Here is a 19,780-nt window from a genome sequence, read left to right on the forward strand (position 1 = left end):
ACGTCGTCAGGACCGGCCCAGTTCGCCGTCCATGAGCTGGAAGATCTCTTCGTCGGTGGCCGTGTCGAGGTCGATGGACTCGCCGATCCCCGTGCCGAAGGACGCCGTGGTGAGCGGGGTCGCGCCGAGCCGTGCCGCGAGGTCGAGCAGCCGTGCCCCGAGCCGGCCCCGGACGGTCTCGTCCAGTTCGGGCAGTGCGTCGAGGGCCTGCTCCAGGGAGTCGAGCCCGGCCGTCAGGGCGGTGTCGTCCGCCGGGTCGACGGTGAGGCCCATGTCCTCGAGGAGGCGGCCCGCCAGCTCCGCCGGGGTCGGGTGGTCGAAGATCAGCGTGGCGGGCAGCCGTACGCCGGTCGCGGTGGCCAGCCGGTTGCGCAGCTCGACCGCGGCGAGCGAGTCGAACCCGGCGTCCTTGAACGCGGCGTCGGTGCCGATCGCGCGGGCGGTGGCGTGCCCCAGCACGGCCGCTGCCTGGGTGCGCACCAACTCCACCACCGCGTCCAGGCGTTCGGCGGGCGACAGGGCGGCCATCCGGTCGGCGAGCGACTCCTCGGCCGCTCCGGTGGCTCGGGCGGCCTTGCGGGGCGCCCGTACCAGCCCGCGGAGCAGTACCGGCACGTCGTCGGCCGTGGCGATCCTCCTGCGCACCCCGGCCAGGTCCAGGCGTGCTGTCACCAGCGTCGCCTCGGTGGACCTGAGGCCGGCGTCGAGCAGACCGAGGGCCTGCTCGGTGGGCATCGCGGCGATGCCGGTCCGCCGGCCGCGTTCGAGGTCGGCGGTGCCGAGGTCGCCGGTCATGCCGCTCGCCTCCGCCCACAGGCCCCAGGCCAGCGACACCGCCGGGGTGCCCGCGGCCCGGAAGCCCCGCGCCAGCGCCTCCAACGCGGTGTTCGCCGCCGCGTAGTTGGCCTGTCCGGGGTTGCCGAGGGTGCCGGCCGCGGAGGAGTACAGCACGAACGCGGCCAGATCCTGATCCCTGGTCAGCTCGTGCAGGTTGCGGGCCGCGTCCGTCTTCGGCGCGAACACCGCGTCCAGGTGCTCGGGGCTCTGGGCGGTGATCACCCCGTCCCGCAGCACGCCGGCGGTGTGGATGACGGCGGTGAGGGGGTGATCCGGGTCGACGGCCGCGAGCGCGGCGGTGAGCTGGTCCCGGTCGGCCGCGTCGGCGGCGACGACGGTGACGCGCGCGCCAAGGTTCGTCAGGTCGCGGGTCAGGGCGTCGGCGCCGGGGGCGTCCGGTCCGCGGCGGCTGAGCAGCAGCAGGTGCCGTATCCCGTGCTCGGTCACCAGGTGCCGTGCGGCCAGGGCACCCAGGGTGCCGGTACCGCCGGTGATCAGCGCGGTGCCGTCCGGGTCCAGCGGACTCGGACCCTGTGCCGCCTCCGCCCGGGCCAGCCGCGGGATGCGGATCCGGCCGTCGGCGAGCGCCAGCTGCGGCTCACCCGTAGCCAGCGCCGCCGGCAGCAGACCCTCCTCCCCCTCGGCCACGTCGACCAGGACCAGACGGTCGGGATGCTCGTTCTGCGCGGTCCGCACCAGGCCCCACACAGCCGCCTGAGCCGGATCATCGAGAGCCCCACGGGTCAGGACGACCAGACGAGCGTCCTCGTCCTCCCCGGCCAGGTGCGCCTGCACCGCGGCCAGGACCTCCCCCGCCAGCAGGCGTACGTCCTCGCCGCTGCGGCCGGTCAGGTCCAGCACCGGCCACCCCGCCCCCGCCGTCTCCTCCGGCGTACGGACCTCCCGCCACTCCACCCGGAACAACGCGTCCCGCAGACCGTCGTCCCCGGAGCCGAGCTGACGCGGGTCCACCGCGCGGAAGGCCAGCGAGCCGACCGACGCGACCGGTTCGCCGGCGGTGTCGGCGGCCTGCACGGACACCGTGTCGTTGCCGAGGCCGGTGATCCGTATCCGCAGGGCGGTGGCGCCCGTCGCGTGCAGGGTGACCCCGTTCCACGCGAACGGCAGCAGCACCTGCCCGGGGCCGGTCTCGGCGACGGCGCCGAAACTCGTGGCGTGCAGGGCCGCGTCGAGCAGCGCCGGATGCAGCCCGTAGGCGTCCGCGCCGGCGGCGGCCTCATCGGGCAGGGCGACCTCGGCGTACGTCTCCGCGCCGTGCCGCCACACCTTGCGCAGCCCCTGGAACGCGGGCCCGAAATCGTGGCCCGCGGCGGCCTGGCGGTCGTAGAAGCCGTCGATGTCGACCGGCTGCGCGCCCTGCGGCGGCCAGGCGGTCAGCGGCGCACCGCCGGACACGGGCGCGGGGCTGACGTACCCGGTGGCGTGCCGCACCCAGTCGGCGTCCTCGGCGGTGCGGGAGTGGATGCTCACCGGGCGCCGTCCGCTCTCGCCCTCGGCCGCGCCGACCTGGACCCGCACCTCGACGCTGCCGCGCTCCGGCAGCACCATCGGCTCCTGCAGCACCAGTTCGTCGAGGGTCCCGGCGCCGACCCGGTCGCCCGCCTGGAGCGCGAGTTCCACCAGTCCGGTGCCGGGTACGAGGACGACGCCGGACTTGGCGTGGTCGGCGAGCCAGCTCTGCCCGCCCTGCCCGCTCTGCCCGCTCACCGAGAGCCGCCCGGTCGCCAGCACCCCGGCTCCGTCGGGGAGTTCGGCCACCGCGCCCAGCAGCGGGTGCGCGGCATCGGCCAGTCCGAGAGACGTCACGTCGGCGGCGCCGGGGCCGGTCTCGGCCCAGTAGCGTTCCCGCTGGAAGGCGTAGGTGGGCAGGTCCACCCGGCGGGCCCCGGTGTCGTCGAGGAGGGCGGCCGGTGTCGCGGGCACGCCCCGCACCCACAGTCCGGCGACCCCGGCCAGGAGCGTGGCCGGCTCGGGCCGCTCGCGGCGCAGCCCCGGCAGGAACGCGGCGCCGGCCGGCTCGCCGAGCGCGTCCACGGTCTCCCGGGCCATCGCGGTGAGCACCGCGTCCGGCCCGATCTCCAGGAAGTGAGCGGCGCCCCGCTCCCGTACCCAGCGGACCGCGTCGGCGAAGCGGACCGCCTCGCGCACGTGCCGTACCCAGTAGTCGGGGGTACCGAGGTCGTCGAGCCCCACGCGGGCGCCGGTCAGGGTCGACACGACGGGGATGCCGGGCTCGGCGCAGGTGATCGTGGCGGCGACGGCCCGGAACTCCGCCAGCATCGGCTCCATGCGCACCGAGTGGAACGCGTGGCTGACCCGCAGCCGTTTCGTCTTCCGGCCCCGGTCCGCGAGCGCGGCGGCGACCGTGAGGACCGCGTCCTCGTCACCGGACACCACCACGGCCTCGGGCCCGTTCACGGCGGCGATCCCGGCCCGGCCGTCGGCCGGCAGCAGCGGGCGCACCTCGTCCTCGGACGCCTGGACGGCGGCCATCGCGCCGCCCTCGGGCAGCGCCTGCATCAGCCGGCCCCGCGCGGCGACCAGCCGGGCGCCGTCGGCGAGCGAGTAGACGCCCGCCACATGGGCGGCGGCCAGCTCGCCGATGGAGTGCCCGGCCACGAAGTCCGGCCGTACGCCCCATGTCTCCACCAGGCGGAACAGCGCCACCTGGAGCGCGAACAGCGCGGACTGCGTGTACACGGTGCGGTGCAGCAGGGCGGCCGCCTCGGTGCCGTCCTCGGCGAAGATCACCTCGCGCAGCGGCAGCGGAACGTGCCCGGCGAGCTCCCGGTCCAGTTCCGCGCACGCGGCGTCGAAGGCCTCGGCGTACGCGGGGTACGCCGCGTACAGCTCGCGGCCCATGCCGGCGCGCTGGCTGCCCTGCCCGGTGAACAGGAACGCCGTCCTGCCCGGGGCCGGGGAGCCGGTCACCACGGGCCCGGCCGGGGTGCCGGCGGTCAGCGCGTCGAGGCCGGCGAGCAGTTCGGCGCGGTCGCCGGCCAGGACGACGGCCCGGTGGTCGAGCGCGGCGCGCGTCGTCAGCAGGGAGTACGCGACGTCGGTGAGCCGGTCGTCGCCGTCCCTGAGCCGGGTGGCCAGCCGCGCCGCCTGGCCCGGCAGCGCCTCGGGGGTCTTCGCCGACAGGGCGTACGGCAGCACGCCGGGTGTCACGTCGGCGGCCGTCCGCTCCGTTTCCGGTTCCGCGGGCTGCGGGGGCTGTTCGAGGATGATGTGGGCGTTGGTGCCGCTGACGCCGAACGAGGACACCGCCGCCCGGCGGGGCCGCTCCAGCGCCGGCCACGGCCGCGCCTCCGTCAGCAGCTCCACCGCACCCGAGCCCCAGTCCACCTTCGTGGACGGCTGGTCGACGTGCAGCGTCTTCGGCAGCACCCCGTGCCGCATCGCCTGCACCACCTTGATCACGCTGGCGGCGCCCGCCGCGCCCTGGGTGTGCCCGATGTTGGACTTCAGCGAGCCGAGCCACAGGGGTTCCGCGCGGTCCTGGCCGTAGGTGGCGAGCAGCGCCTGGGCCTCGATCGGGTCGCCGAGCGTGGTGCCGGTGCCGTGCGCCTCCACCAGGTCCACCTCGGACGCGGTCAGGCCGGCGTCGGCGAGCGCGGCGCGGATGACGCGCTGCTGGGAGGGGCCGTTGGGTGCGGTCAGGCCGTTGGAGGCGCCGTCCTGGTTGACGGCGGAGCCGCGCACCACGGCCAGCACCGGGTGGCCCTGCCGCCGTGCGTCCGACAGCCGCTCGACCAGCAGCAGTGCCGCGCCCTCCGCCCAGCCGGTGCCGTCCGCGGCATCCGCGAAGGCCTTGCAGCGGCCGTCGCCGGACAGCCCGCGCTGGCGGGAGAACTCCACGAACGCGTCCGGTGTCGTCATCACCGCCACGCCGCCGGCCAGGGCCATCGTGGACTCGCCGCTGCGTACGGACTGCGCGGCGAGGTGCAGTGCCACCAGTGAGGAGGAGCAGGCCGTGTCCACGGTCAGCGCGGGGCCCTCCAGACCGAAGGTGTAGGAGATGCGGCCGGAGGCGACGCTGCCGGACGTGCCGGTCAGCCGGTAGCCCTCCAGCTCCCCCGCCGCGTGCTGCAACCGGAGCGTGTAGTCGCGGTCGTTGACGCCGACGAACACGCCCACGTGCTCGCCGCGCAGCGCGGTCGGGTCGATCCCGGCGCGCTCGAGCGTCTCCCAGGCGGTCTCCAGCAGCAGCCGCTGCTGCGGGTCCATGGCGACGGCCTCGCGCGGCGAGATGCCGAAGAAGCCCGCGTCGAACCGGGTCGCCGTGTCCAGGAACGCGCCGCTCTTCGCGTACGAGGTGCCCAGGTGCTCGGGATCCGGGTGGTAGATGCCGTCCAGGTCCCAGCCCCGGTCCTCGGGGAAGCCGCCGATCACGTCGATGCCGTCGGCGACGATCCGCCACAGCTCGTCGGGGCCGTCGGCGCCGCCGGGGAACCGGCAGCCCATGGCGACGATCACGACGGGGTCGTCGTCCTCCGCCGCCCGCCGGCGCTCCCCGGCGCCGCCCTCGGCCGGCCCGGTGACCTCGCCGACCAGGTCCCCGAGCAGCTTGCGGGTCAGGTCGGCGGGGGTCGGGTAGTCGAAGACCAGCGTGGTCGGCAGGGTGAGCCCGGTGCGCTTGCCGATCCGGTTGCGCAGCTCGACCGCGGTGAGCGAGTCGAACCCGGCGTCCTTGAAGGCGCGGGTCTCGCCGATGGCGTCGGGTGAGCCGTGGCCGAGGACGGCCGCCGCCTCCCCTCGGACGAGATCCATGAGGGTGCGCTCCCGCTCGGCCGCCGGGAGGCTCGCGAGCCGCTGCCCGAGCGTCCCCGTGGCAGCCTGCTCCGCGCCGTCCTGCGCCGCGGCGCGCCGCAGCGGGCGGACCAGGGAGCGCAGCAGCCACGGCACCGGCTCCGTCGCCGACCGGGCCCGCAGCCCGGCCAGGTCCAGGCGCGCCGCGACGAACGCCGCGTCGTCGGCCCGGAGAGCGGCGTCCAGCAGGGCCGTCCCGGTCTCGGCCGACAGGCCCAGCATGCCGTCACGGCGGTGGCGGCGCAGCGCCGTCTCGTCCAGGTGCGCGGTCATGCCGCTGACGTCGGCCCAGTAGCCCCAGGCGAGGGACACGGCGGGGACGCCGTCGGCGCGCAGTCGGCGGGCGTAGGCGTCGAGCGCGGCGTTGGCGGCGGCGTAGTTGGCCTGTCCGGGGTTGCCGAGGGTGCCGGCCGCGGAGGAGTACAGCACGAACGCGGCCAGATCCTGATCCCTGGTCAGCTCGTGCAGATTGCGGGCCGCGTCCGTCTTCGCCCGGAAGGTGGTGTCCAGCCGCTCGGCCGTCTGGGCGGCGAAGACACCGTCGTCGAGCACGCCGGCGGTGTGGATGACGGCGGTGAGGGGATGCTCCGGGTCGACGGCCGCGAGCGCGGCGGTCAGCTGGTCCCGGTCGGCCGCGTCCGCGGCGACGACGGTCACCCGTGCCCCGAGCCCGGCCAGGTCGCGCGTGAGAGCGTCCGCGCCGGGGGCGTCCGGTCCGCGGCGGCTGAGCAGCAGCAGGTGCCGTATCCCGTGCTCGGTCACCAGATGCCGTGCGGCCAGCGCGCCGAGGGTGCCGGTACCGCCCGTGATCAGCGCCGTACCGTTCACATCCAGCCGGCCCGGCCCCTCCGCGACCTCCGCCCGGGCCAGCCGCGGGATGCGGATCCGGCCGTCGGCGAGCGCGAGCTGCGGCTCACCCGTGGCCAGTGCGGCGGGCAGCAGACCCTCGTCCCCCTCGGCCGCGTCGACCAGGACCAGGCGGTCGGGGTGCTCGTTCTGCGCGGTCCGCACCAGGCCCCACACGGCCGCCTGAGCCGGATCGTCGACGGCGCCACGGGTCAGGACGACCAGACGAGCGTCCTCGTCCTCCGCGGCCAGGTGCGCCTGCACCGCGGTCAGGGCTTCCCCGGCCAGCAGGCGTACGTCCTCGCCGGTACGGCCGGTCAGGTCCAGCACCGGCCAGTCCGCCCCCGCCGTCTCCTCCGGCGTACGGACCTCCCGCCACTCCACCCGGAACAACGCGTTGCGCACCTCGTCGGCCTGCGTGGTGAGGTCGGAGGCGGCCACGGCGCGGAACGTCAGCTCGCGCACGCACAGTACGGGTGCTCCCGAGGGGTCGGCCGCGGCGATGGAGACCGTGCCATCACCGTGCGGCGTGACGCGCACCTTGAGCCGGCGCGCGCCCGATGTGTACAGGGAGAAGCGGCGCCAGGTGTGCGGCACCAGCACCTTGCCGTCCTGCCGGGGCGCGCCCGCCGGGCTCAGCTCGGCCGCCCGCAGCACCAGGTCGAGCAGCAGCGGGTGCAGGGCGAAGTCCGCCGCGTCGGGGCCCGTCTCCGGCAGCACCGCCTGCGCGTACACCTCCTCGCCGTGCCGCCATGCCTCCGACAGGCCCTCGGGGAGCAGTTCCGGGGCCACGGCGTCGGCTCCGTGCGGCCGCCGCACCGTGAAGTCGCCTACGAACGCCGGAGGCTGAGCGGAGAACCGGCCCACCGCGTGCCGGGTCCACTGCTCGGAGCCGTCGGCGCACGCGTGGATGCTGACCTGGCGCCCGCCGGGAGCGGCGGAACCCGAGTCGATCGCGCCGGAGGTCACCTGCACCCGGACGGAAACGGCCCCGGACGCGGGCAGCACGAGCGGTGCCTCGACGACGAACTCGTCCAGGACGCCCGCGCCCACCTGGTCCCCGGCGTGCACGGCCATCTCGACCAGCGCGGAAGCCGGTACGGCGGCCGGGCCGCTCTCCGCGTCGGCGAGCAGCCAGCCGTGCGCCGACCGGGACAGCCGGCCGGTGGCCAGCACCCCTCCGGTGCCGGGCAGTTCGGCGACGGCCCCGAGCAGCGGGTGTTCGTCCGCCGCGAGTCCCAGCGCCGCCGCGTCGGTGGCGCCGCTCGGCCCCTCCAGCCAGTAGCGCCGGCGTTGGAAGGGGTAGGTGGGCAGGTCGACGTGGGGATGGCCGGTGGAGTCGGGGAGCGGGTCGGTGGCCACGCCGCGGGTGTGCAGGACGGCCAGGGAGGTGTGGACACGGGCGGGGGTGTCGTCGTCCCGGCGCAGTGTCCCCGTGACGACCGCCGGAGTGTCGGCATGCGCCTCGACCAGGTCCTGCACCGCCGTGGCCAGCACCGGATGCGCGCTCACCTCCACGAACGCCCGGAACCCCTCCCCGACCAGAGCGGTGACCGCCTCCGCGAAACGGACCTGATGGCGCAGATTGCGGTACCAGTACGCCCCGTCCAACGGCACACTGCCGTCCAGCCACGCCGCCTCGCACGTCGAGTACATCGGGATGCCCGGCGCCTGCGGCGCCAGCCCCGCCAGCAGCTCTGCCAGCTCCCCCTCGATCGCCTCGACATGGGCGGTGTGCGAGGCGTAGTCCACCGGGACCATCCGCGCCCGGACCCCCTCCCCGCCCGCCTTGGCGAAGAGGTCCTGGAGGGCTTCCGCGTCACCGGCCACCACAGTCGAAGCGGGACCGTTGACCGCGGCGATCTCGATCCGCCCCCCGTAGCAGGCGATCCGCTCCTCCGCCTCGGCCTGCGGCACCGGCAGCGACATCATCCCGCCCAGCCCCGCCAGCCGCGCACCGATCGCCCGGCTGCGCAACGCCACCACCCGGGCGGCGTCGTCCAGACTCAGCGCGCCCGCGACATGCGCGGCCGCGATCTCGCCCTGCGAGTGGCCCACCACCGCATCCGGCCGCACCCCGTAGTGCTCCCACAACCGCGCCAGAGCTACCATCACCGCGAACGAAGCCGGCTGGACGACATCGACCCGGTCGAAACCGGGCGCGCCGTCCGCCTGCCGCAGCACCTCCAGCAGATCCCAGTCCACGTACGCCGACAGCGCCCGCGCGCAGTCCGCGACAGCCGCGGCGAACACCGGCTCGCTCTCCATCAGCCGGGCGCCCATGCCCGCCCACTGATGCCCCTGCCCGGGGAAGACGAACACCGTCCGTCCCTCCACGTCCGCGGTGCCGGTCACCAGATGCGGAGACGGCGTACCGTCCGCCAGCGCCCGCAGCCCCAGCGCCAGTTCCTCACCATCGGCGCCGATCACCACCGCACGCTCACCGAACACCGCACGGCTGTGCAGGAGGGAGTGGGCCACGGCGACCGGGTCCAGGCCCATGACCTGGGCGAGGAAACGCTCGGCCTGGGCGCGCAGGGCGGCCTCGGACCTGGCGGACAGCAGCCAGGGCACCGTGCGGCGGGTGCCGTTGCCGTCGGCGGGAGGGGTCGGCTCCGCGTGCTGCGGGGCTTGTTCGATGATGACGTGGGCGTTGGTGCCGCTGACACCGAACGAGGACACCGCCGCCCGGCGCGGCCGCTCCAGCGCCGGCCACGGCCGCGCCTCCGTCAGCAACTCCACCGCACCCGAACCCCAGTCCACCTTCGTGGACGGCTGATCGACGTGCAGCGTCTTCGGCAGCACCCCGTGCCGCATCGCCTGCACCATCTTGATGATCCCGGCCACCCCCGCAGCCGACTGCGCATGCCCGATGTTCGACTTCAACGACCCCAGCCACAACGGCACCTCACGGTCCCTGCCATAGGTCGCCAGCAGCGCCTGCGCCTCGATCGGGTCACCCAGCGTGGTCCCCGTACCGTGGCCCTCGACCACGTCCACCCCGTCCGGCGCGAGACCCGCGTTCGCCAGCGCCTGACGGATCACCCGCTGCTGAGCCGGACCACTCGGCGCCGTCAGACCGTTCGACGCACCGTCCTGATTGATCGCCGAACCACGCACCACCGCCAGCACCGGATGCCCCAGCCGCCGGGCGTCCGACAGCCGCTCCAGGACCAGGATGCCCACGCCCTCGGCCCAGCCGGTGCCGTCGGCGGCTTCGGCGTAGGCCTTGCAGCGGCCGTCCGCGGCCAGCGCCCGCTGCCGGGAGAACTCGACGAACGACGTCGGCTGCGACATCAGGGCCACGCCGCCCGCGAGGGCCAGCGTGCACTCGCCGTTGCGCAGCGACTGTGCCGCCAGGTGCAGCGCGACCAGCGAGGACGAGCAGGCCGTGTCGACGGTGAGCGCCGGCCCTTCGAGACCGAGGGTGTACGACACCCGGCCCGAGGCCACGCTGCTGGCCGTGCCGATGCCGTGGTAGCCCTCCAACTCGTCCGGGATACGCGCCACTTGGGAGCCGTAGTCGTGGTACATGACGCCGGAGAACACGCCGACCGGCGCGCCGCGCAGCTTCGCCGGGTCGATGCCGGACCGCTCCAGGGCCTCCCAGGAGGTCTCCAGCAGCAGCCGCTGCTGCGGGTCCATGGCGGTCGCCTCGCGCGGCGAGATGCCGAAGAACTCGGCGTCGAAGTCGGCGAGGTCGTAGAGGAAGCCGCCCTCACGGACGTAGGAGGTGCCGGGGCGGGAGCCGTTCGGGTCGTACAGGTCGTCCAGGTTCCAGCCGCGGTCCTCGGGGAAGCCGGAGACCGCGTCGCGGCCCTCGGCGACCAGCCGCCACAGCTCGTCCGGGCTGTTCACCCCGCCCGGCAGCCGGCACGCCATGCCGACGATCGCGATCGGCTCGCCGGAGTCCGCGCTCTCCGGGCGGACCTCCTCGACGGGCGCCTCGACGCCGGTGATCAGGGAGTCCAGCAGTTCGGCCACGGCCTGCGGGGTGGGGTGGTCGAAGGCGAGGGTGGCGGGCAGCGGCAGGCCGGTGGACTCGGTGAGGCGGTTGCGCAGGGTGACGGCCTCCAGCGAGGTGAACCCGAGATCCTTGAACGGCCGTCCGGGACCGACCTTGGACAGGCCGCCGACGTCCCGCACCCGGGCCGTCTCGGTGCGTACGAGGTCCAGCAGGATCCGCACCCGCTCCGGCCCGGTGAGCTGCCCGACCCGCTCCCGCAGTGCCTCGGCGACCGCCCCGTCGGCGGGCGCCGGAGCCGCGGAGACGTCGATGAGGCCGCTGAGCAGCGGCGGCAGCGCCGACGGCCGGGAGGAGCCCGGGAGACGGCTCGCGCTCGCGGTGAGCGCCGAGGTGTCCAGGGCCAGCGGCAGGCAGTGCACGGGCCCGGCCATCTGGGCGGCGTCGAACATGGCCAGGCCCTCGGCGCGGGTCAGCTCGCGCACCCCGGCGACCGGTTCGCCACTCCGGCCCGCCTCGACGGCCGGCTCCCACGGGCCCCAGCTCAGGGACAGGGCCGGCAACCCGCGGTCGGCGCGGTGCCGGGCGAGGGCGTCCAGGAGCGCGTCGTAGGCCGCGCGGTCGCCCTCGGGGGACACGCCGAGCAGGGCGTCGGCGGACGAGCACACCACGAAGGCCGCCAGTTCCTCGTGCTCGCGGGAGAGTTCGTGCAGGTTCAGCAGGGCGCCGACGGCGGACTCCAGGGCGTGGTCCGGGCGGTGGGCGAGCGCCGTCTGCCAGCCGCCGGTGTGCACGATCGCGGTCAGCGGCCGCTCCGCCCGGTCCAGTACGGCGGCCAGGGCCTGCCGGTCGGCCGGGTCGCAGGCGGCCGCGGTCACCGTCGCGCCGAGCGCGGTGAGTTCTCCGCGCAGCGCGACCAGGGCCTCGTCCTCGGCGTCGTAGGAACCGATCAGCAGCAGGTGCCGGGCCCGGTGGCCGGCGACCAGGTGGCGGGCCAGCGCCGCGCCCTCGGCGCCGTCGGCGCCGGTGACGACGACGGTGCCGTCCGGGTCGAGCGGGCGGTGGGCGGGGCCGTCGGTGGTGGCGGAGACCCGGGCGAGCCGCGGGAGCAGCAGGACGCCGGTGCGCAGCGCGAACTGCGGTTCACCGGCGGCGAGCGCGGCCGGCAGCGCCGCGAGGGACGCGGGCGCCTCGTCCAGGTCGGCCAGCACCAGGCGCCCGGGGTGGCGGGTCTGCAGGGCGCGCAGCAGGCCCCAGACGGGTGCGTGCGCGATGTTGTGGAGGCTCTCGTGCGGGCCCGCGGTGACCGCGCCCCGGGTGGCCACGGCGATGCGGGTGCCGTCCAGGCGCGGGTCGGCGAGCAGGCCCGCCAGGTGCTCGGCGAGTTCGCGGACCGTGCGCCGGACCCGGGCGGCGAAGTCCGCGGCGGCGGCCGCCTTCGGCACGTCCAGCGCGAGCACCACCGCCGGGGGCACGTCCGTGCCGTCGGCGGCGGAACGGGCCAGCCGGGCGTCGAGCTGCGCGGCGGCGGACCGGGCGTCCGTGCCGTGCAGGGTCCACGGCTCGGCGGCGGGGCCCTCCGGAAGCGCCGCCGGCACCCAGTCCAGCCGCAGCAGCGACTCGAAGTGGGTGCTGTTGGCGGCGCGCAGCCGCATCGGGCGGTGCAGCAGCTGATGGCGGATGATCTTCCCGGACTGGGTGCGCGGGATGCTCCCGGTCTCGTACAGCTCCTCGGGCACCTTGTAGTAGGCCAGCCGCTCCCGGCAGGCCGCGTACAGCGCCTCCGGGTCCAGCCCTTCGGGCTCCGGCACCAGGAACGCCACCGGCACCTCGCCCAGCACCTCGTGCGGCTTGGCGACCACGGCCGCGTCGGCGACACCGGGCACGTCCCGCAGCACGTCCTCGATCTCGCCGGGGTGGATGTTCTCGCCGCCGCGGATGATGAGTTCCTTGAGCCGGCCGGTGATCGTGAAGTAGCCCGCCTCGTCGCGGACCGCCAGGTCGCCGGTGCGGTACCAGCCGTCCCGCAGCGCCTCCTCGGTGGCCTCGGGGTCGTTGTGGTAGCCGGCCATCACGTTCGGGCCGCTGACCCACACCTCGCCCTCCTCGCCGGGCGGCACGTCCGAGCCGGTGGGCGGGTCCACCAGCCGGACGTTGACGCCGGGCACCGGCAGACCGCACGAGCCGTCCACCCGGGCGCCCGAGGGCCAGCTCATGGTGATCGAGCCGCAGGTCTCGGTGGAGCCGTAGGCGTCCAGCAGCGGGGCGCCGTAGATCTGTTCGAAGGCGGTGTGCAGGGAGGCCGTGGTCACCGAGCCGCCGACCAGGCACACCCGCAGGCGGGGCGCGGTGAAGTCCTCCCGGGCGGCGGCGCGCACCAGGTGGTGGTACATCGTCGGCACACCGGCCAGGAACGTCGCCTCGTCCTCGCGCACCGCGGCCAGCACGTCGTCGGCGTCGAAGCCGTCGACGAGGCGTACCGACGCGCCCACGGCGGTGGCGGCGACCACGCACACGATGTGGGACAGGCTGTGGAACAGCGGCAGCGGCCACACCATGCGGTCGTCCGGGCTGAGGCCGGGGATCGGCACATAGCTGGCGGCGACCGACCACAGCGCGTTGCGCTGGGTCGACCGGACGCCCTTGGGGCGGCCCGTGGTGCCGGAGGTGTAGAGGATCCACGCCACCTCGTCCAGGTCCAGGTCGTCCCGGGCGGGCAGCGGCGGCTCGGTGGTGGCGAGCTTCTCGAAGGACACGGTGCCGACGGGGTGTTCGGCTCCGGTCAGCACGATCCGCACCGGGTCGCCGGCCACCGGCAGGGTGCCCAGCACGCGCCGCACCTGGTCCAGGTGGGCGCGGTCGGTGATGACGACGCGGGCGCCGCTGTGGCCGAGCAGATGGGCCAGTTCGGCGTCGGTGGACCGCGGGTTGAGCGGTACGCCGATGGCGGCGGCCCGCACGATCGCCAGGTAACTCTCCACGGTCTCGACGCAGTTGCCGAGCAGGATCGCCGCCCGGTCGCCCGGTTGCAGGCGCAGCGCCGCGAGGTGGCCGGCTATCCGGCCGGTCCGCCGGTCGAGTTCGGCGTGGCTGACCGCCCGACGCGCGTCGCGGTAGGCGACCTTGTCCCCGAAGCGGTTCGCGTGCGCCGCGAGCAGCCTGGGCAGCGGTTGGATCAGCTCGGTTCGCAGCATGTCCCTACACCTCTCGGAAAAACACGGCGACAACGAAATGCGCGGTACCGTCGATTCTGCTGTCCGACGGCGTTGCGGTAACCCCACCCCCACCCCTAACACCGCCCTATTTCCGGGTCCTTCGGATATCACGTCCGCGACCCATGGGGGCGACGACCCGATGCCTTTAGCATGGAGCACAGCCCGTTCCGTACGAACCATTTCCGGCGTACCCGAGAGAACTGAGGCAATCCCCATGACCCTGCACTGGAAGCATGTGCGCATATCCGCTCCCGACCGCGTCGGGGCGAGAGGAATCTCCCGTCCGGAGCCGCCCGAGGCGCTCCATGAACTGGCGCGCGACCTGCGGGCCGCGGACCCGGCCGCCCGCTGGTTCTTCCATTGGTCGGGCGATTCCGTCCCGGTCGGCATCGACCTGTGGGCGGGTGTCTCGACCGAGGTCTCCGAGGAATTCACCAATCGGTTCCTGGAGATCGGCGCAACGCCAGGGGCACCCCCCGAGAACCCCCCTGCCCGCGGCGAATTCTTTGCCCTTCCGGTAAACACTCCGAGGGCTCTCGACATCGAATTCTCGGACGAGGTCGCGATGGCGTCGAGCGAACTCGCCCTGGCCGTCGTCCGGGAACCGGCCGCCGACCACCGCACCCAGCTCGCCGTCGCCGTCTGGCAGCTGCGGCACGTCATCGCGCTGCTGGCGGAACCGGCCCGCCGCGGTTTCCTGTTCCGGATCTGGCAGCACCGCACTGCCACGCTGACCCCGGCGCAGCGCACCGAGCTGTGCGCCCGCGGTGCGGAGGCCGCGGGGGTGCTCGCGGAGGGGCTGCCGGCCATGGGCCCGGAGACCCGGCGCGGCTGGGACGGCTATCTGCGCACCCTGCGCCGGAACGCCCAGTCCTGGCAGGCCGGTGACGCCCCGGTCAACTACCTGCTCTTCGAGCACTCGCACCTGACGCTGCGCCGGCTGCGGGTGCCGCCCACCGTGGAGGCGCTGGCGGCCCGCACCCTGCGCGCGGCCCTCACGCCGTCCGGCGCCGACCGGATGCCGCTCGCGGTGCCCAGGGCCGTGCTGCAGACGGCGTAGCGGGACACGACAGGCAGCGGACGAGGAGAGAACGAGGAGAGGACGAGGAGAAGAAATGAGTGAACCCGCCCATCACCGGGTGGACGTGGCGCTGGGCGACCGCGCCTACCCGGTACACATCGGCCCCGGCGTGCGCGCCCTGCTCCCGCGGCTGGTCGCGGCGACCGGAGCCGTGCGTGCCGTCGTCGTCTCGGCGCGTCCGGAGGGGGCGCTGCCGCCGCTCGGCGTCGAGACGCTGTGGCTCGCCGCCCAGGACGGGGAGGAGAACAAGCACCTCGCGGCGGTGGCCGGACTGTGCGAGCGCTTCGCCCGGTTCGGCCTCACCCGCTCCGACGTGGTGGTCTCCTGCGGCGGCGGCACCACGACCGACACCGTGGGTCTCGCCGCCGCCCTCTACCACCGCGGCACCCCCGTCATCCACCTGCCGACCTCGCTGCTCGCCCAGGTCGACGCGAGCATCGGCGGCAAGACGGGGGTGAACCTCCCCGAGGGGAAGAACCTCGTGGGCGCCTACTGGCAACCGCGCGCGGTGCTGTGCGACACGGACTTCCTCGCCACCCTGCCGGCGCGCGAACGCGTCAACGGCTACGGCGAACTGGCCCGCTGTCACTTCATCGGCGCCCCGGGCCTGGCCGCCCTGCCGCTGGAGCAGCAGATCGCGCGGAGCGTCGCCCTGAAGGCGTCCGTGGTCGCCCGCGACGAACGCGACCAGGGGCTGCGCCACATCCTCAACTACGGCCACACGCTGGGCCACGCGCTGGAACGGGCGACGGACTACGCGCTGCGGCACGGCGAGGCGGTCGCCGTCGGCACCGTCTTCGCCGGCCGGCTGGCCGGCGCCCTGGGCCGCATCCCGGCGGCCCGGGTCGACGAACACCTCGACGTGGTGTCGTCGTACGGCCTTCCGACCCGGCTGCCCGCCGGCGTGGACGACGACGCCCTGATCGCGTACATGCGCCGGGACAAGAAGGCCGAGGGGCACGACCTGACCTTCGTCCTGGACGGTCCCGACGGCCCGGAACTCGTCACCGGCGTCCCCGAGGCGCTGGTGCGGGCGGAGCTCGCCGCGATGCCCCGCTCCACCGCACCCGCCGTGGCGGGCGCGCCCACCGTGGCCGGCGCGCCCGCCGCGTCCCGCACGGCGCCGGAGCCGGCCCCGGCGCACTGATACACCGCACGCCGCGAGGCCCGGACGCGCTGCTGCCGTCCGGGCCTCGCGGCGTGCGCCGCTCCCTGTCTCCCGTCCCCGTTCCCCACCGGCCGGCCGGTCTCCCCCGGAACCCGGCGAGCGGGAGGTGGTGACCGCGCCGCCGAAACGCGACCACCACCTGACCCTGGCGGTCAGGTGGTGGTCGCGGACCGGGGGTCCGCCGGGCGGGAGCCCGAGGCGTCACGCCGTGCAGCGCCCGGCCCGGGTCGGTCGGCTGACCGGGGCCGGGCCCCTCGACGGACCGAGGCCGGGCCCGCCGGCAGACCGGGGCCAGGCCCGCCAACGGACCGAGGCCAGGCCCGCCAACGGACCGGGGCAGAGCCCGAAGCCCTCACGGGCCGGTGCGGCGCCGGGCAGCGCGGCGCCGCACGGCGAGCAGGTCGTGCCCGGATCCGCTCGCCGCACCCCGGCCGGCGGCCTCACCGCACCGGCCGGGGACCCCTCGGGCTCGTGCGTCTAGGTGGCCGGGGCCGGGGTGGCGACGAGGTCCAGCAGCTCCGCCGGCGACCGCAGCACCGCGTCCGGCCTCGCGCGCAGCAACGGTTCCGGATCGACGCCGGCCCACAGCGCGGCCGCGGCGTACACCCCCGCCCCGTGGGCGCTGTCCAGGTCGGTGACGGCGTCTCCCACCATCACCGTGCGCCCGGCGGGCGCCCCGAGCACCGAGACCGCGAGGCGGACCATGTCCGGGGCCGGCTTGGGCCGCACCACCTCGTCCGACCCGATCACCACCTCGAACAGGCCCAGCAGCCCCAGCCGGGCGAGCAGTTCGCGGGCCCGCTCCCCCGTCTTGCCCGTGGCCACGGCCATCGGCACGCCGCGCCGGTGCAGCGACTCCAGCAGTTCCGGAATCCCCTCGAACACCTGCACCCGGGAGGCGAGCCGGCGGCTCTCCCGGACGAAGGGCTCCTCCATCCGCAGCGGCAGCCCCATGATCCGCATGATGTCCGGGAAGTACCGGCCCAGATGGCGGTTGTACTCGTCGAACGGCGCCTCGCCGCCGCCCACGACCTCGGCGTAGGCGATGCTGAAGGCCTCCCGCATCACCTCGAAGCTGTCGACGAGCACCCCGTCGAGGTCGAACACGACGGCCCGCAGGCCTCCCTCGGGACCGGGAGCGGGAACGGCCTCGTGGGCCCCGCGCTCCGCCTGTCCCCCGTAACTGCCTTGCCTGTCAAGCATGCCGCAGCCTTTCCGAGTTCAGTAGCGATTCAGTAGCGTCGATCGGGGCACCACCCGGGCGGCTCTTGTGGAGCGCGCCCCGATGCGTGCCCGGCGGGCCGAGCGGTAGATGCGCTCGATCACCGCGATGGTGCGGCGGACCTCTTCCACCGTCCGCCCACGGGACGCCGGGTCGGCGAGCAGTTGCGGCAGTTCGTCGAGCTGCCGCAGGTACTCGGCGCCGATCTCCTCCTCCGGGAGCGGGATCTCGGTGCGTTCCCCGTCCCGGACCCGGACCAGCCGCGATCCCTTGCGGCGGTTCGGGCTGAATCCGAACGTGCAGTCCAGCGTCGCGCTGCCGGCGCTGCCGTCGACCCGGATCCGGGTGGTGTCGTACGGCTCGTGCGAGGCCCAGCTCGCCCGGATCGCCACCGACACCCCGGTCTCGGTCACCAGGAAGCCGCGCGCGGTGTCCTCCACGTCGCCCTCGGCGTCCGGTTCCCGCGGCGCGTCCTCGCGCCAGGCGGCCTCCGAGGACTGGTCGTTGACGAAGTCGTCGGACACCGTGCCGACCGCCTGGTCGAAACCGACCGGACCGAGGATCGGCCCGACGGTGTCGAGCAGATGCCAGCCGAGGTCCACCAGGGCCCCGCCGCCGGCGAACTGCCGCTGGGTGAACCAGCCGCCCGCGCTGGGCACCCCCCGCGCGCGCACCCAGGACAGTTCGATGTGCCGCAGTTCGCCCAGGTCCCGCTGGATGACCTCGCGCAGCGCCAGCACGTCGGCCCGGTAGCGGGCCGCGCTGCCCGCGAGCAGCAACGCGCCGCCCTCGCGTTCGGCGGCGGCGAGCTGGTCCGCCTCCGCCGAGTTGAGGCAGACGGGCTTCTCCAGGAACACCGGGATGCCCATGCGCAGGACGCGGCAGGCCACGGCCGAGTGCAGATGGTTCGGCACGGCCACGATCGCCAGGTCGACCTCGTCGGGGCGCAGTTCCGACACGTCGGACAGCAGCCGGGTCCCGGCGCGGTCGTGCGGGAAGTCGGCACGCGCCGCCTGGTTGGGTTCCACCAGGAACGACACACCGAAGGAGGGGTGCTGGCGCAGTCGCGGAAGCCAGATGGACTTCGCCGCCCACCCCAGACCCACCACGCTCGTACGGACCGTGGCGTCGCCCGGTCCTCGTGCGCTCCCCCGGGTGCTCATGCGCGCGCGACCTCTTCGGCCACGACCTGGGCCACGGCGTGCATCTGCTCCTCGGTGCCCAGCAGGGTCCGGTGGTGCAGCCAGATGCAGTCGGCGTTGATGGCCTCGGTCACCGGGCAGCGCTCGGCGAGTTCCGCGACGGTCGCGGCGGGCGGCGCGTACTCCCAGAAGCCCTCCGAGCGGTAGATGGCGCGGAACGCGACGAACGCGGGGACGCCCCGCTCGACGAGCCGGTCGACCAGTGCGTTGCGGTCCTCCTCGGCGATGCCGGGGATGCGGAACATCTGCATGTAGTGCGGGTGGGCCGTGACCCGCTCGTCGCGGGCCTGCGGGACCACGCCCGGAATGCCCGCGAGGAGGCCGGCGAGCAGCGGGGAGCGCTGCTCGCGGGTGGCGATCTGCTCGTCGAGCCGGCCGAGCTGGGCCCGCAGCACCGCCGCGGAGAACTCGTTCATCCGGAAGTTGGAGCCCGAGGTCTGGTGGTGGTACTTGCGGTCGGTGCGCGGCCGGCCGCAGCTGTGCCGCAGGAAGCCCTCCTGGTAGGAGGCCTCGTCGGGGAAGGTGACCAGGCCGCCCTCGCCGGCCGTCATCAGCTTGCCGTTCTGGAAGCTGAACGCGGCCACCGATCCCAGTTCGCCGGCCTTGCGGCCGAGCCACTCGGCGCCGTGGGCGTGCGCGGCGTCCTGGATCAGCGGCACCCCGGTGTCGGCGGACAGCTTCCCGAGGGCGTCCATGTCCGCGAAGTGACCGGCCATGTGCACCGGCATGATGGCGCTGGTGCGCGATGTCACCGCGGCGGCCACCGCCTGCGGGTCGAGGCAGTACGTCTCCGGGTCGACGTCCACCGGTACGGCGACCGCGCCGAGGCGCTGCGCGGCCTGCGAGGACGAGATGAACGTGAAGGCGGGGACGATGACTTCACTGCCCTCGCGTACGCCGAGCACCTGCAGGGCGAGTTCCAGGGCGTGGGTGCCGTTGGTCACCGCCAGCGCATAGGGCGCCCCGTGGCGGTCCGCGAACTCCTGCTCGAACGAGTCGACTTCGCTGCCTCCCATGCGCCACCACTGCCCCTGCTCCAGTGCGCGGAGCAGACCGGTGCGCTCCTCGTCGCCGTACTGCGGCCACACGGGGAGGTCCGCGATAAGCTTCGCCTGATCATTCATGACGGTCCATTCCTGTTCCGGTGAACGCGGAGATCTCCGCGGAAGGGCCAACCGCCCCCGGAAAGCCGGGAATCGGCGGTGCGGGGATATCACGCTACCGCGCGGACGGCAGCCTCTCCCATCCCCTACCGGGTCCCCGAAAACCCCCCTGAAATCGCCGTGCCGACCCCCCTGACACGTAATCCGGCACCCCGATACCGGCTACAAACGGGTGTGCGCAATAAAGAATGGAGTGCGTCTGGACAGACCACGAAGAGCCGGTATTCCAACCGCAGTTGTGAGGTGAGT

6 protein-coding genes are annotated in these 19,780 nt (G+C 74.6%); 2 read left to right on the top strand and 4 right to left on the bottom strand.

The window, feature by feature from the left end; all coding sequences use genetic code 11:
- Positions 1-6 precede the first annotated feature (6 nt).
- Entirely contained in the window at positions 7-13,674 is a 13,668-nt protein-coding gene (locus tag ACZ5GT_RS23810; protein WP_469029308.1) for an SDR family NAD(P)-dependent oxidoreductase, read from the bottom strand.
- A 235-nt stretch (positions 13,675-13,909) separates the two neighbouring features.
- On the opposite strand from ACZ5GT_RS23810, the gene ACZ5GT_RS23815 reads away from it, so the two are divergent.
- Both ACZ5GT_RS23815 and ACZ5GT_RS23820 read left to right on the top strand, forming a co-directional pair.
- On the top strand, positions 13,910-14,755 hold the full coding sequence (locus ACZ5GT_RS23815; protein WP_469029310.1) for a hypothetical protein: 846 nt from the start codon (positions 13,910-13,912) through the stop codon (positions 14,753-14,755).
- A gap of 55 nt (positions 14,756-14,810) precedes the next feature.
- Complete coding sequence (locus ACZ5GT_RS23820; RefSeq protein ID WP_469029315.1) at positions 14,811-15,923, top strand: 3-dehydroquinate synthase family protein; 1,113 nt, start codon at positions 14,811-14,813, stop codon at positions 15,921-15,923.
- A gap of 498 nt (positions 15,924-16,421) precedes the next feature.
- Here ACZ5GT_RS23820 and ACZ5GT_RS23825 read toward each other — a convergent pair whose 3' ends face one another.
- From ACZ5GT_RS23825 to ACZ5GT_RS23835, 3 genes are read right to left on the bottom strand one after another with little or no spacing between them, the layout of a single operon-like run.
- Positions 16,422-17,147 carry an HAD-IA family hydrolase gene (locus tag ACZ5GT_RS23825; protein ID WP_469029319.1) on the bottom strand — a complete coding sequence of 242 codons (726 nt, stop codon included), beginning with the start codon at positions 17,145-17,147 and terminating at the stop codon, positions 16,422-16,424.
- 18 nt (positions 17,148-17,165) lie between these two features.
- Positions 17,166-18,329 (bottom strand): Gfo/Idh/MocA family protein, encoded by a 1,164-nt coding sequence (locus tag ACZ5GT_RS23830; protein ID WP_469029322.1) that lies wholly within the window; start codon positions 18,327-18,329, stop codon positions 17,166-17,168.
- On the bottom strand, positions 18,326-19,492 hold the full coding sequence (locus tag ACZ5GT_RS23835; RefSeq protein ID WP_469029325.1) for a DegT/DnrJ/EryC1/StrS family aminotransferase: 1,167 nt from the start codon (positions 19,490-19,492) through the stop codon (positions 18,326-18,328). Before ACZ5GT_RS23835 ends, ACZ5GT_RS23830 begins: the two co-directional genes overlap by 4 nt.
- Between the last annotated feature and the right edge of the window lie 288 nt (positions 19,493-19,780).

Source organism: Streptomyces sp. NPDC031340 (genome assembly GCF_055569945.1).

Bases quoted from the DNA above. Each gene is read 5' to 3' on its own strand.
- ACZ5GT_RS23810 (WP_469029308.1), bottom strand. From the start codon at position 13,674: ATGCTGCGAACCGAGCTGATCCAACCGCTGCCCAGGCTGCTCGCGGCG.
- ACZ5GT_RS23815 (WP_469029310.1), top strand. From the start codon at position 13,910: ATGACCCTGCACTGGAAGCATGTGCGCATATCCGCTCCCGACCGCGTC.
- ACZ5GT_RS23820 (WP_469029315.1), top strand. From the start codon at position 14,811: ATGAGTGAACCCGCCCATCACCGGGTGGACGTGGCGCTGGGCGACCGC.
- ACZ5GT_RS23825 (WP_469029319.1), bottom strand. From the start codon at position 17,147: ATGCTTGACAGGCAAGGCAGTTACGGGGGACAGGCGGAGCGCGGGGCC.
- ACZ5GT_RS23830 (WP_469029322.1), bottom strand. From the start codon at position 18,329: ATGAGCACCCGGGGGAGCGCACGAGGACCGGGCGACGCCACGGTCCGT.
- ACZ5GT_RS23835 (WP_469029325.1), bottom strand. From the start codon at position 19,492: ATGAATGATCAGGCGAAGCTTATCGCGGACCTCCCCGTGTGGCCGCAG.